The sequence below is a fragment of the Roseinatronobacter sp. S2 genome, from assembly GCF_029581395.1.
In the GTDB taxonomy this organism is placed as follows: Bacteria; Pseudomonadota; Alphaproteobacteria; order Rhodobacterales; family Rhodobacteraceae; genus Roseinatronobacter.
Genome location: NZ_CP121113.1, coordinates 3,412,631 through 3,424,721, shown reverse-complemented (window position 1 = coordinate 3,424,721; position 12,091 = coordinate 3,412,631). Strand labels below are relative to the sequence as shown.

The window sequence follows — 12,091 nt, the reverse complement described above, 5'->3', positions numbered from 1 at the left end:
ATATTAACGATAACACTAGTGAAATCAGCAACTAAACGCCAAAAGATGAACAACGAGAGAAAGGAATATTCAATGGACAGTCCACTTCTTGACCGAGACGAGGTCATGCAGATTTGCTTCGTGACTGATGATGTGATGAAATCGGCAAAATGGTTCGCCGAACTGACCGGAAAACCGTTGCCCAAAGAAGGGCGTGCTGCTGAATCGGCCGAAGCCAAAGCCACTTACATGGGCAAGCGGGTTGATGTCGGCTGCCGTATCATGATGTTCAAGTTCGGAAACATAGATGTAGAATTCTTGCAGCCCGGACCGGAAAAAAGCGCTTGGCGGGATCTGCTCGAACAAAAGGGGCCAGGGTGTCACCATATCGCTTTCCGCACCCGCAACCTGACGAAGCGTGCCGCCTATCTGGAAGCGAAAGGACATAAAGAGCTTCAGCGCGGCGAATTTGATGGCAGCCATGGTCGTTATGCCTATTTCGATACCGTTGCTGACCTGGGCATCCAACTAGAGTTGCTTGAATTCGACAATGACAAGGAACCGCAGGGCTAAACCGTGCCCTTGCAAGGCATCGGATGGTGCGCTGTCCGATGCCATATCAAAACCCGTTAGGGAGGAAAAATATGCACAAGATTGGTATCTTGGGGGCCGCAGGTATTGCGCCGCGCTCTATAATCCAGCCCGTTAACCGCCGTGAAGATGTAACAATCCACGCCGTTGCCTCGCGTCGTGCCCAGGCAGCTCAGGACTACGCGCAGACCCATCGCATCGGGAAGGCGTATGAAAGTTATGATGCCCTGCTCGGCGATCCCGAGATTGATATTGTATACAATGCCCTGCCGCCGGCGGGTCATGCCGAATGGACGATCAAGGCATTCGAAGCTGGCAAGCATGTGCTGTGCGAAAAGCCGATCGGGATGACCGCCGATGACGCGCGCGCCATGGCGGCTGCCGCGATGAAAGCTGATCGCGTTCTTATGGAAGCGTTCCACGACCGATATCATCCTGCTTTTTTGCACCTTCTCCAGATCAAGGCGTCGGGTAAACTGGGCAAGATCCTTTCGATGCGTGCTGAATTCTACGTCGATATCCCCTTCGATGAAAAGTCTATCAGACACGACCCGGCGCAGGGCGGCGGGGCCATGATGGATCTGGGCTGCTATCCGCTGCATTGGCTGCGCAGCTTTCACGGCGGGGAACCCCGTATCCTGTCGGCGCAGGCAGAGCGGACGAAGTTGGGTGTTGATCAGTCCATGCAATGTGAGATGGAATTCGACGACGGCGTTACCGCGACACTTGTGGCCGATATTGCCAACCCTCCCTTTCTGGGTCTGTTGAAGATTGTGGGCGAGACGGGGGAAGTGGAACTGGAAAATCCCTGCTTGCCGCATCAGGGACACTCCATCCGCGAACGGTTTGGCGATAGTTTTGTAATCCGCACGGTCGCAGGGGGCACGACATACGACTATCAATTGTCGGCGCTGCTTGATGCCATCGACACGGGTGCCGATCTGCCGACCGGTCCCACTGACGCAATCAACAACATGATTGCGCTTGATGCGATCTATCGCCTGGCCGGTTTTCCGCGGTGAGGGATCACAATTCCGCCTTGACCCGACGGGCAAGGCGGACACCCGTTTCAACAGACAGGGCGATTTCATGAAATATCCGATCTCTTGTCAGCTTTATTCCGCCCGCAATTTTTGGCCCATAGAACCTCAACTGGGGGCACTCAAATCCATGGGCTATGATGCTGTGGAACCTTGGCAAGCCGCTTATGAGGATGATCCTGTGACATTCGGACGCCAGATCCGCGATGCAGGTCTGGATTGTTATGGCTTTCACATGCCACTTGCGGGCCTGATCAACGAGACTGCGAAATATATCGACATCGCCCATGCCTTGGGGGCGTGGTTGATGATCCCGCCCTATCTGGCACCAAACGAACGCGGGACGACCCCTGACATGTGGCGCATACTGGGCGACAGGTTGGGGCAGGCCGCACAGCAGGTGTCCGCCCATGGACTCAAGGTCGCATGGCATAATCATGACTTTGAGTATTTTCCGTTGGCCGATGGGTCGCGACCTATTGATCATATTCTGGCAGCGGGCGGCAAAGATCTGCATTTCGAAATCGATTGCGGCTGGATTATGCGCGCGGGCACCGACCCGGCCGCCGAACTGATACGCTATGCGGACCGGATCATCGCCATTCAGGTCAAGGACACAGCACCAGACGGCACATTGAAAGATGACGGCTGGACGGCAACAGGCGACGGCATTATCGACTGGCCCCGCCTAGCCCCATTGTTTAGTGAAACAAATGCACATCACATCGTGACAGAGCATGACAATCCTTCCGACTGGAAGGTATTTGCCACGCGCTCGCTTGATTATCTGCGATCACTGCCACAATTGCGAAAGTAGTTTCTTTGCAAGCTGGAAATCTCATCGGGACAGCTTATGGTTTGACTTTCAGGGAGCCTAATAGCAGAGGTGCTCATCTTTCCTTGGTTTGGTTGAATATGTATCAAGGCCAGAACGTGTCCTTGGACTGATGTCTGTCGCGGTCATCAGCCGATGGTCAAATCCTCTGCGGTTTTGCCCGCCTCCAGCGCTTCCACAAACCACTGCGGTTTGCGCCCGCATCCGGACCAGGTGAGCGCCGGATTCTCAAGGTGGCGGTATTTCGGCGCGATGGGCGCGCGCTTGGGTTTTGCATCCCCGCCCATGAGTTCGGCCTGCGAATAGCCCAGCTCTCTGGCGAAGGCTTCCACCTTGGCGCGGGCTTCTGTCTTTTGTCGGTCCTCTGGGGGGGGGGGCGGCGTCCGTTCCGTCCACCGTGCACGCGTCACCCGACGGGGTTTTTCCGGGTCTTGTCCAACGGACGGTCCCGAAGACAGGACACAGAAGGAAGCTACCCATGCAGAACATCGTCATCCTCGCAGGCCTACTTGGCCAAAAACCCGAAGCCCGCACCACCAAAAGCGCAGGCATCAACATCACCAACTTCAGCCTCGCTACCTCGCGCCCCCGCCTCTCGGAAGGTCGGACCTCTCGCGATAAGAACGGCTAACGGGTCTTGGATACCGAATGGCACCGCATCACCTGCTTCAACGGCCTGGGCCAAACGGTCGCGGAGCATTGCGAAAAGGGCGTGAAAGTCCTTGTCCACGGGCGTATCCACTACACGAAATGGACCGACGACGCAGGCAACGACCGCTACGGCTGCGAGATCATCGCCGAGAAGGTCGATTTCCTCAGCCGCCCGAAATCGGCCGAGAGTGTGTCCCCCGAGCTGGTCTACAAAGACGACGAGATCCCGTTCTGAAAAGAACGGGCCCTCCCCCTCGGGTTTGGTGCAGCGCCGCAAGGCCGCGTGAAGCCAGAAGCCGTCATTCAGCGCTGAACTGTTCCAGCTTCCATTTGAGCCCCGCACGCACGGCTGGCCATTCCGACGGAATAATACTGTAAACACAGGTATCACGAAGGCTGCCATCCGCCATGCGCATATGCTGGCGCAGGATACCGTCAAGCTTGGCACCCAACCGTTCAATCGCACGTCGGCTTTGGTGGTTCAGGAAATGGGTGCGAAACTCCACCGCGATGCAGTTCAGGGTTTCGAACGCATGTCCAAGCAGCAAAAGCTTCGCTTCGGTATTCAGCGGGGTTCGCTGAACACGCTTTGCATACCACGTCGATCCAATTTCCAACCGTGGTCCATGCTGATTGATGTTCATATAGGTTGTCATACCGACGGCTTGGCCTGTGGGGCGGTCGATCACCGTGAATGGCAGCATCATCCCTGCCGACTGAAGGCTCAGGCGACGCTCGATTTCAGCGGCCATCGCCTCTGGCTCAGGAATGCTGGTATACCATAGCCGCCAAAGCTCGCCATCGCTGGCCGCATCGACAAGCGCATCATGGTGGTGGCGTTCCAGGGGAACAAGTTCGACATAACGCCCCATCAATGTCGGTGGGTGAAGGTTTATCATCATGAATTCCTGCAATTTCGCTGCAGTATGAGAGAGAGCCGACAGGAAAATCAACCGGATTGATACCAAAGGGACGCGACCGCAGCTGGAACAGACCCCTGCAATGCCGCGAAAAACCCTTCCCCGACTTTCAGGCAGACTACGGCAAGCTGTAGCCCTTTTCAGGTGCAGCTACCCCAAGATCCTTTCCCCATGCGCCAGAGCCGCGATTGTTATGCCTTGTTAACGTCTGCCGCGCGCAACCGGACAAGGTAGTCGCGAAGCAGGGCAACGCGCCTTGGCCGGAAGCTGTGACCTCCATCTTCGACGGCGGCAATCCTGTCGCCGCGGAACATGCGAAAGTCTTCGCGCAGGCAGCACCAGGCCAGAAGGGTCAGACAACGTTCGGTATACATCACGGCCAGCGGCAGAACCGTTCGTGTGGTCCGGGTGCCTTGCTTGTCGGCATAATCGACCCGAAGTGCGCGCTCGTCGAAACAGGCGGCGCGTATAATGTCCATATCGACCGACGACCTGATACGGGCATCGGGCCTGTAGGCCTGCGATACCGCGTGGAACAAGTGTTGGGCCCGCCCTTCGGGCAGGGTCGCGCCGATCTTGGCGAGGACGGACTCTGCCGCGCGCGCCATTGTCGCATCCCCCATAGCGCGAACTTCGGCCAACCCCAAAGCCAGCGCTTCCATCTCATCGCGATTCATCATCTGGGGGGGCAGCGCCGCGTCTTCGATAAGCTGGTAGCCGTAACCACGTTCGCCTTCGATCCGCGCGCCAGCGGCCCGCAGGCTGTCAATATCGCGGTAGAGCGAGCGGACAGAGACGCCGGTTTCCTCGGCCAGCCGCGCTGCCGTGATTGGCGGCGGCATCTGGCGCATGGCTTGCAGCAAGCGAAAGAGGCGGTCGGATCGTGCCATTTTATAACTGCCGGAAATTGTCAGTAGGGATGTCTTACAGAGTTCTCAGCAAGACATCAAAAGGACAATGACCATGCTCAACTTTTCTGACATCAGCTGGATCGGCATCATCGCGGCAAGCATCGCCTCTTTCGTGCTGGGGGGCTTTGGTTCTCCGTAATCTTTGGCCGCACTTATTCTGCGGCCCTTGGCCTTGCGCATGACCCGAATGCAAGACCCGCCCCGCTGATGATCATCGGCCCCGCCGTCTGGAGCCTGATCACCGCTTTCTCCACAGCCGTTCTGATGTCCAGCCTTGGGATCGGCTCGCTGACCGGCGCGATTGGGCTGGGCCTGTTCCTCGGCATCGGTTTTCTTGCGGCCACCACGATCAACACCGGGATCAACCCCAACATCCCGCATCCCATGCTTTATGGCGCAGTCAGCGGTTCCTATCATCTGGCGGCGGGTCTGGTCATTGCCGTCGTTCTGTCCTTCTTTTAGGCGCAGCGGATCGCGCCCGGTCCAACTGGTCGGCCCGAAATGTGGAAATAGCCAAGGAACTGATTGCCAAAGGTGCGATGCAACCCTCTTGCTCCGACAGCCCACGTTCAAAAGCATTGCGCTTGATCTTCTTGACCATACCACGATCAACGATGCGGCAATGCAGATCGGGGCACGGCACAGCCGCCTTGACATCCTTGTCAATAATGCGGGCATTTTTGATTTTGCCGATGCCACCCCCGCCAAGGCCGCGATTGCGGCTGTCCGGCAGGTGATGGAGGTCAACTTCATCGGGACACTGGCCGTCACGCAGGCAATGCTGCCGCTGCTGCACAAGGCACCCCAAGGCCGGATCGTCAACCTGTCGAGCTCCCTCGGTTCGTTGACCCTGAACTGCGATCCGGCGTCGCCCTATTATGCCAATCAGTTTATCGGCTACAACGCGTCGAAAGCCGCGACAAACATGCTGACAGTGCAGTTGCATGAGGCGTTGAAGGGAACCGCCATCAAGGTGAATTCCGTCAGCCCGGGGTTCGTCAAGACGGACCTGACAGGCTACGGCACCATGACACCCGCAGAGGGCGCACGCCTGCCGGTGCAATACGCCCTTGGTGGCGATGACAGCGGTCGCTTCGTGGAACCTGACGGCATGACACCCTGGTGAGGCGTCAGGTCATGGCGACGGTCGCAAACGCGCGCCGTTGCCTGTGCCCTATCCGCCCCATCCCGCGCTTTGGCCCGATCAGCAGGCTTTTCCAACATCCGCGTCGGGGTGCCAGTCGCGTTCGCCCGCCACGATTTTGATCAGGGCCATTACGGTCGCGTTGCGCGGTTTCGGCCCTGTGCGGATGACGAAGGCAAGGTCGGGCGGGGGTGGGAAATGGTCCGTAAGCTCCTCGAATCCCGCCTCGATATGTCTGCCATTCAGAAGGGTGACGCCCAATCCGGCGCGGATGGCCGATCTCATGCCGGCAATGCTCGCGCATTCCATGACGATACGGAACCCCGCCGCGGGTTGCTGCGCGTGGTGCAGAACCCAATCGCGGTAGTAGCAGTCGTTATCAAAAGCCAGCAGCGGAACAGGCCGCGCCAGATCAAGTATAAGATCGGGTGATTTGACCCAGTGCAGGCTGTCCTCGATCAGCGTCACGTCGTCCGGTTGGCGGTCATTGGCGAACACCTGAAAGACCCCTGCATCCAGCTCCCCACGGTTCAGACGTTGCGCGATCACCCGGCTTTGCGCGACGCTGATCTGAACCGAGATGGCAGGGTAAAGACGGGTGAAGCGCCCGAGCACGCGGGACACGCCGCCGCTTGTCATATCCTCGGTCACGCCCAGCCTTATCAGGCCGCTCAGGGGTTCCGTGCTCAGCGCATGAAGGGCCTCGTCATGAAGGGCGAGGATGCGCCGCGCATAACTCAGAAGCTTCGCGCCCTCTTGCGTGAAGCGGGGGTGGCCGGGTCGGCGGTCCAGCAGCGCACAGCCAAGCGTGTCTTCCAGCCGCTTGATCTTGTGAGAGATTGCCGATTGCGACAGCACAAGCACAGCGGCGGCGCGGGAGACGCCGCCGTGGTCATGGATCGCGCAAAGGGCCGTGAGTGCCCCGATTTCCAGCTTTGACATGCGGGCTGACATGACATATTTAGATCATTTTTGTCAAACACTGCATTTTACATCATGACACAGGCGGCACATTTTGGGCTTGAAAGCACAACACGGAGAGTGCCCCATGAACCCGCTTATCACAGACCAGATCATCGTGAACGGCCACCGCATCGCTTGTGGCACCCAAGGAAACGGCGCGCCGGTCGTCTTTCTTCATGGCACACCGTCGTCGTCGCTGATCTGGCGCAACATTGCCCCCCGCGTTGCACAGCAAGGGTACCGCGCGCATGTCTTCGACCTTCTGGGCTTTGGCCTGTCAGAGCGTCCGCATGATCCGCAGGTCGATACATCAATGTCCGCACAGGTTGAGATCCTTAAAGCGATGCTGGATCACTGGGGCCTTAAGCGGTTTCATCTGGTGGCGCATGACATCGGCGGCGGCATCGCACAGCGGTTCGGTGTTTTCCACCCGGAGCGCCTGATGTCCCTGACGATGATTGATGTTGTCAGTTATGACAGCTATCCGTCGCCGCGCACCCGAAAGCAGATGGCGCAAGGCCTTGATGCGCTGGCGAAAGCGCCCGATGACACCCACCGGCGCCATTTCCGCGACTGGCTGCTGAGTGCGGTCTATCACAAGCAGGACTTCGCCGACGGCCCGCTGGAGACCTATCTTGACTATATCTCGGGGTGGATAGGCCAGCCCAGCCTTTTTCAGCATCAGGTCCGGCATTACGATCCAATACACACCATGGAGGTTGCCGACCGGCTGCCCAAGCTTGGGCAACTGCCAGTGCAGTTGATCTGGGGCGCTGACGACGACTGGCAGGTGGTCGACTGGGCGCACAGGCTTCATAACGCCATCCCCGGATCGCGGCTGACGGTGCTGGAAGAGTGCGGGCATTTCTCGCCGGAAGACCAGCCAGAGCGGATTGCCGCACTCGTCCTTGACCATGTTAAGGTCGCGCGGCAGTGGGCTGCACCCATGTAACGGACGGGTCGTAGCCGTGGCTTAGTTGGCCGCTGTCGGTATGCGGGCAATCACCTTGATCTCGAAATCAAACCCGGCCAGCCAAGTGACCCCCACCGCCGTCCAGTTCGGATAGGGTGCTGCGGGAAAGATTTCGGCCTTCACGTCCATGATGGTCGAAAACTGCTCTTCTGGGTTGGTGTGGAATGTCGTGACATCGACAATATCATCGAAGGAGCATCCCGCAGCCTTTAGAACGGCATGCAGATTGTCAAAGGCACGTTGCACCTGACGGCGAAAATCCGGCTCTGGCGTGCCATCATCGCGGCTGCCGACCTGACCAGAGATGAACACCAGATCGCCTGCCTGAACAGCAGCCGAATAGCCGTGCTGTTCATAAAGGGCGTGGCGGTTTGCGGGGAAGATGGTTTTATTGTGCAGGGGCATTTGTCGGCTTTCCGTTGTGCTCTGGTGAAAAGGCGCTAATTTATATACGCCATGTATGTCAATTAAACGCATACGCGGCGTATGTCAAACAAGATACGCCGCGTATCGTAAAGGGAGTGCCAATGACTGCCAAAACACGCGCTGCAATGATGCAGGAAACCCGCGCCAAGCTGCTCGCAGCCGCGCGCAAAGCCTTTGCAGAGAAAGGTTTCGCTGGTGCCTATATGGACGATTTCACCGCCGAGGCCGGACTGACGCGCGGCGCGCTGTATCACAATTTCGGTGACAAGCGCGGATTGTTCGCGGCAGTGGTCGATGAGATTGATTCCGCGATGGCCGCGCAGGCACAAGAGGCCGGGAAACGTGCAGGCGGCGGCTGGGGCGGATTGCTTGCCGAAGGCGCCGCCTATATCGAAATGGCCCTCAGGCCAGAGGTTCAGCGGATTGTCCTGCTGGACGGCCCTTCGGTGCTTGGCGATCCGTCACAATGGCCCAGCCAGAACAGATGCCTTCGGGCGACCATCGCCACCCTCAACGACCTTGCCGCGCAGGGCGCGATCAAACCCGTGGATATCGAGGCTTTGGCCCGGCTTCTGAACGGTGTAGCCCTGAATGCAGCGCTTTGGGTCGCGGCGAGCGACGATCCCAAGGCCACACTGCGCAAGGCCATCGCCGCGTTCGAATGTCTTGCGTCAGGGGTCATTGCAAAAGCGGATGCGACATAGGCGTTGTTGTCGGTGTTGTTGCGTTCCACAATTTTGAGGTGTGGCCGCACTAGCTTGCATCTGCATGTCCGCTTCGATCTTGTCTCAAAGTGAAAATGCGCCTGCGGCGAATGACTGAAGACCGCCCCTTGCGCTGGGCGTCCCCCACCTCGACGTGGCCGGCCCTTTGCCGTCGGGCCGCCAGTTTGGAGGCACTTGTCGAACCGGCCATTTGAATACCACCCAGCATCCGGTAACCAAGACGCGCTGGCCATTGCCTCAGGCGTGTTGTTCGAGGAGGGCTGGACCCATGAATCGTCGGGGCGCGGGGAGGAACGCACCCCCAAATCCGGCCCGCGCTTTGGCTCCACCACGCGCCATCAGCACAGGGCGCGCGCGGCCAGCGGCAGCACGGTCAAGGTTATGCGCAAGCTCGCCAAGGCGCGTATATGAGCGGGTCGCGCTATCCGCGAAGCCGGAATGATCAATGGCGGAGATACCCCGCGCAAGGGCGGTGGGTCGGTCTGTCAGACCTGCAAATTATGGAGACGTGCCGATGTTGCAACAGGAACGATTTACAGAGGCACTGCGGCGCCTCGACCTTGCCGTTGATCAGACCGAAGACAGGCTGGCCAATGCTGCACCCGCTGAGAGGCCCACTATTGAGGCGCGCCTGAATGAAGCCGAGACATTGCTGAACAAACTGGTGCCGGAGGAGGCGCGCGATCAGGCGTTTGAGGACCCGTCCAGCGAGCTTGGCATCTATGCGATGAAAAACGCCGAAATAGCGGCGCGGTATCGGCAGATATATTTTGCCGAACGCAGTACAAATCAAGGACAGGATCGGGGGATCGATCATGGGTAAGGTTCGGATATTTGCAGGTATCGGGCTGTTCGCCCTTCTGGGCCCTTGCTACATTCTGGCCACCCGCTATCTTAGCTTCAGGCTTTATGGCATGAGTGGGGGATCGTCGGTCGATTGGGTGCTACTGCTCCGAGGTTGACCTATTGGTGTTCAATCCGGCGAAAGTTCCTGCACCGATTGTCCGGCGGGGACCGTCTTTTTGGACTGAGGGTTTTCAATTAATCCGATGCTATGTCGGACCATAGACACACACCCGAAGTCGAGGCCTGTCAGTCACCGATACCGGCCACTGTCGGCGTTAGCCGGATGTGGAGAAGGCTTGCCTTAGTGAGCCAAAGCTGGCGAAATAGCCTCGTTTGAACACATAGCCTTAGCCAAAAAACTGAGTAACACGGCTTCAATGAGCGAATTCAGATTTCATTTCAGCGCCGTCCCTTGTCACAGGGGCGGCGCTGCTTTTCAGGCTTCAGAAGAAGCCGAGCTTGTTGGGATTGTAGCTGACCAGCATGTTCTTGGTCTGCTGGTAGTGATCCAGCATCATGCGGTGGTTTTCGCGCCCGATACCCGACTGCTTGTAGCCGCCAAAGGCCGCATGCGCGGGATAGGCATGATAGTTGTTCACCCAGACGCGGCCAGCTTCAATTGCGCGCCCGAAACGGTATGCGCGCGTGCCGTCGCGGGTCCAGACACCGGCACCAAGGCCATACATGGTGTCATTAGCAATCGCGAGCGCTTCCTCCTCGGTCTTGAAGGTTGTCACTGATACGACAGGTCCGAAGATTTCTTCCTGAAAAACGCGCATCTTGTTGTGACCTTTCAGGATCGTCGGCTCGATATAGAAGCCGCCCTGCAGGTCGCCGTCCATCGTGGCCGACGCGCCGCCTGTCAGCACTTCCGCGCCTTCTTCCACGCCGATGGTGAAATAGGACATGATCTTTTCATGCTGTTGTTTGCTCGCCTGTGCGCCCAGCATTGTGGTCATGTCGCGCGGGTCGCCCTGCTTGATCGCCTTCACCCGCGCGATACAGCGCGCGATGAAGTCCTCGTAGATGTCTTCCTGAATGAGTGCGCGGCTCGGGCAGGTGCAGACCTCACCCTGGTTAAAGGCGAACAGCACGAATCCTTCGACGGCCTTATCGAGATAAGCGTCATCCTGTGCCATGATATCCGAGAAGAAAATATTTGGCGATTTGCCGCCCAGCTCCAGTGTGACCGGGATCAGGTTGACAGTGGCCGCTTCCATGATCTTGCGCCCTGTAGCGGTTGAGCCAGTAAAGGCGATCTTGGCAATCCGGTTGGAGCGTGCCAACGCATCGCCGGTTTCCGCACCCAGACCGTTGACGATGTTTAGAACACCGGAAGGCAGCAGATCCGCGATCAGCTCGGCCAGAACCAGAATAGCTGCCGGGGTCTGCTCGGCTGGTTTGAGCACAATGCAATTGCCTGCTGCCAGCGCAGGTGCCAGTTTCCATGCTGCCATCAGGATTGAGAAGTTCCAGGGGATGATCTGGCCGACCACACCCAGCGGTTCATGGAAGTGATAGGCGATCGTGTCATTGTCGATTTCCGACATCGTGCCTTCCTGCCCACGCAACACGCCTGCGAAGTATCGGAAATGGTCCACGGCCAGTGGAATGTCCGCATTGGTCGTCTCGCGGATGGGCTTGCCATTGTCCCAGGTTTCAGCCGCAGCCAACAGGTCCAGATTCTGCTCCAGACGGTCCGCGATGCGCAGGAGTGTGTTTGACCGCTCTGTGACCGAGGTCTTGCCCCATGCATCCTTGGCGGCATGAGCCGCATCCAGAGCAAGTTCAATGTCAGCAGCATCGGAACGCGCGACCTCACAAACCTTCTGGCCTGTGATCGGGGTGACATTGTCCATGTAGCGCCCGGCAACGGGTGCCACAAATGTGCCGCCGATGAAATTGTCATAGCGGTCCCTGAAGGGCGATTGGGTGCGGAAATCCGCTTGGGTCATCTGGTTCATAGAGTATCCTCCTGAAGGTGCCGCCTAATCGAGGCGGTATTATCGTTGACGCCGGGCATGGCCCTGCGCAGTGTGTCTTTTCTGTCGTGTCCGGGGTAACTGCCTGAACAAACTGGCAGGGTT

General features: G+C 58.2%; 15 protein-coding genes and 1 pseudogene. 10 read left to right on the top strand and 6 right to left on the bottom strand.

Annotated elements, in window-relative coordinates; all coding sequences use genetic code 11:
- Nucleotides 1-72: 72 nt before the first annotated feature.
- From P8S53_RS16500 to P8S53_RS16490, 3 genes are all read left to right on the top strand, one after another.
- Nucleotides 73-552, top strand: coding sequence for a VOC family protein (locus tag P8S53_RS16500; protein ID WP_277805068.1), 480 nt, complete (start codon nucleotides 73-75; stop codon nucleotides 550-552).
- A 71-nt stretch (nucleotides 553-623) separates the two neighbouring features.
- Complete coding sequence (locus P8S53_RS16495) at nucleotides 624-1,592, top strand: Gfo/Idh/MocA family protein (RefSeq protein WP_277805067.1); 969 nt, start codon at nucleotides 624-626, stop codon at nucleotides 1,590-1,592.
- Between the two features lie 67 nt (nucleotides 1,593-1,659).
- Nucleotides 1,660-2,427, top strand: coding sequence for a sugar phosphate isomerase/epimerase (locus P8S53_RS16490; RefSeq protein ID WP_277805066.1), 768 nt, complete (start codon nucleotides 1,660-1,662; stop codon nucleotides 2,425-2,427).
- 146 nt (nucleotides 2,428-2,573) lie between these two features.
- Here the strand turns inward: P8S53_RS16490 and P8S53_RS16485 are convergent, their stop codons facing one another.
- A complete protein-coding gene (locus tag P8S53_RS16485) occupies nucleotides 2,574-2,777 on the bottom strand; it encodes an H-NS family nucleoid-associated regulatory protein (protein WP_373418502.1) in 204 nt (67 codons plus the stop codon).
- A 146-nt stretch (nucleotides 2,778-2,923) separates the two neighbouring features.
- Between P8S53_RS16485 and P8S53_RS16480 the strand changes: the two are divergent.
- A pseudogene (locus tag P8S53_RS16480) lies at nucleotides 2,924-3,331 on the top strand (single-stranded DNA-binding protein).
- A gap of 64 nt (nucleotides 3,332-3,395) precedes the next feature.
- Here the strand turns inward: P8S53_RS16480 and P8S53_RS16475 are convergent.
- Nucleotides 3,396-3,998: a GNAT family N-acetyltransferase gene (locus tag P8S53_RS16475; RefSeq protein ID WP_277805064.1), complete on the bottom strand. Its 603-nt coding sequence runs from the start codon at nucleotides 3,996-3,998 to the stop codon at nucleotides 3,396-3,398.
- 209 nt (nucleotides 3,999-4,207) lie between these two features.
- Nucleotides 4,208-4,906 carry a YafY family protein gene (locus tag P8S53_RS16470; protein WP_277805063.1) on the bottom strand — a complete coding sequence of 233 codons (699 nt, stop codon included), beginning with the start codon at nucleotides 4,904-4,906 and terminating at the stop codon, nucleotides 4,208-4,210.
- A 96-nt stretch (nucleotides 4,907-5,002) separates the two neighbouring features.
- Here P8S53_RS16470 and P8S53_RS16465 point away from each other — a divergent pair, with 96 nt between their 5' ends.
- Together P8S53_RS16465 and P8S53_RS16460 are read left to right on the top strand one after the other, a co-directional pair.
- The gene (locus tag P8S53_RS16465; RefSeq protein WP_277806725.1) at nucleotides 5,003-5,389 is read left to right on the top strand and encodes a DUF1761 domain-containing protein; all 387 of its coding nucleotides are present in this window, start codon (nucleotides 5,003-5,005) and stop codon (nucleotides 5,387-5,389) included.
- 88 nt (nucleotides 5,390-5,477) lie between these two features.
- Nucleotides 5,478-6,053, top strand: a complete 576-nt coding sequence (locus P8S53_RS16460; protein WP_277805062.1) for an SDR family NAD(P)-dependent oxidoreductase — start codon at nucleotides 5,478-5,480, stop codon at nucleotides 6,051-6,053.
- A 78-nt stretch (nucleotides 6,054-6,131) separates the two neighbouring features.
- On the opposite strand, the gene P8S53_RS16455 is transcribed toward P8S53_RS16460, so the two are convergent.
- Entirely contained in the window at nucleotides 6,132-7,013 is an 882-nt protein-coding gene (locus P8S53_RS16455; protein WP_277805061.1) for a LysR family transcriptional regulator, read from the bottom strand.
- Nucleotides 7,014-7,119: 106 nt separating this feature from the next.
- Between P8S53_RS16455 and P8S53_RS16450 the strand changes: the two genes are divergently transcribed.
- On the top strand, nucleotides 7,120-7,986 hold the full coding sequence (locus tag P8S53_RS16450; protein WP_277805060.1) for an alpha/beta fold hydrolase: 867 nt from the start codon (nucleotides 7,120-7,122) through the stop codon (nucleotides 7,984-7,986).
- A 21-nt stretch (nucleotides 7,987-8,007) separates the two neighbouring features.
- Here the strand turns inward: P8S53_RS16450 and P8S53_RS16445 are convergent, their stop codons facing one another.
- Complete coding sequence (locus P8S53_RS16445) at nucleotides 8,008-8,412, bottom strand: RidA family protein (RefSeq protein ID WP_277805059.1); 405 nt, start codon at nucleotides 8,410-8,412, stop codon at nucleotides 8,008-8,010.
- Between the two features lie 122 nt (nucleotides 8,413-8,534).
- Between P8S53_RS16445 and P8S53_RS16440 the strand changes: the two genes are divergently transcribed.
- From P8S53_RS16440 to P8S53_RS16430, 3 genes are all read left to right on the top strand, one after another.
- Nucleotides 8,535-9,137, top strand: coding sequence for a TetR/AcrR family transcriptional regulator (locus P8S53_RS16440; protein WP_277805058.1), 603 nt, complete (start codon nucleotides 8,535-8,537; stop codon nucleotides 9,135-9,137).
- 195 nt (nucleotides 9,138-9,332) lie between these two features.
- Entirely contained in the window at nucleotides 9,333-9,569 is a 237-nt protein-coding gene (locus P8S53_RS16435) for a hypothetical protein (RefSeq protein ID WP_277805057.1), read from the top strand.
- A 103-nt stretch (nucleotides 9,570-9,672) separates the two neighbouring features.
- Nucleotides 9,673-9,981 carry a hypothetical protein gene (locus tag P8S53_RS16430; RefSeq protein ID WP_277805056.1) on the top strand — a complete coding sequence of 103 codons (309 nt, stop codon included), beginning with the start codon at nucleotides 9,673-9,675 and terminating at the stop codon, nucleotides 9,979-9,981.
- 466 nt (nucleotides 9,982-10,447) lie between these two features.
- Here P8S53_RS16430 and P8S53_RS16425 read toward each other — a convergent pair whose 3' ends face one another.
- Nucleotides 10,448-11,968, bottom strand: coding sequence for an aldehyde dehydrogenase family protein (locus P8S53_RS16425; protein WP_277805055.1), 1,521 nt, complete (start codon nucleotides 11,966-11,968; stop codon nucleotides 10,448-10,450).
- Nucleotides 11,969-12,091: the final 123 nt, after the last annotated feature.

What these genes read in the sequence shown, in the direction of transcription:
- P8S53_RS16470 (WP_277805063.1), bottom strand. Translation starts at nt 4,906, where the DNA reads ATGGCACGATCCGACCGCCTCTTTCGCTTGCTGCAAGCCATGCGCCAG.
- P8S53_RS16425 (WP_277805055.1), bottom strand. Translation starts at nt 11,968, where the DNA reads ATGAACCAGATGACCCAAGCGGATTTCCGCACCCAATCGCCCTTCAGG.
- P8S53_RS16450 (WP_277805060.1), top strand. Translation starts at nt 7,120, where the DNA reads ATGAACCCGCTTATCACAGACCAGATCATCGTGAACGGCCACCGCATC.
- P8S53_RS16490 (WP_277805066.1), top strand. Translation starts at nt 1,660, where the DNA reads ATGAAATATCCGATCTCTTGTCAGCTTTATTCCGCCCGCAATTTTTGG.
- P8S53_RS16430 (WP_277805056.1), top strand. Translation starts at nt 9,673, where the DNA reads ATGTTGCAACAGGAACGATTTACAGAGGCACTGCGGCGCCTCGACCTT.
- P8S53_RS16495 (WP_277805067.1), top strand. Translation starts at nt 624, where the DNA reads ATGCACAAGATTGGTATCTTGGGGGCCGCAGGTATTGCGCCGCGCTCT.
- P8S53_RS16445 (WP_277805059.1), bottom strand. Translation starts at nt 8,412, where the DNA reads ATGCCCCTGCACAATAAAACCATCTTCCCCGCAAACCGCCACGCCCTT.
- P8S53_RS16500 (WP_277805068.1), top strand. Translation starts at nt 73, where the DNA reads ATGGACAGTCCACTTCTTGACCGAGACGAGGTCATGCAGATTTGCTTC.
- P8S53_RS16455 (WP_277805061.1), bottom strand. Translation starts at nt 7,013, where the DNA reads ATGTCAAAGCTGGAAATCGGGGCACTCACGGCCCTTTGCGCGATCCAT.
- P8S53_RS16440 (WP_277805058.1), top strand. Translation starts at nt 8,535, where the DNA reads ATGACTGCCAAAACACGCGCTGCAATGATGCAGGAAACCCGCGCCAAG.
- P8S53_RS16475 (WP_277805064.1), bottom strand. Translation starts at nt 3,998, where the DNA reads ATGATGATAAACCTTCACCCACCGACATTGATGGGGCGTTATGTCGAA.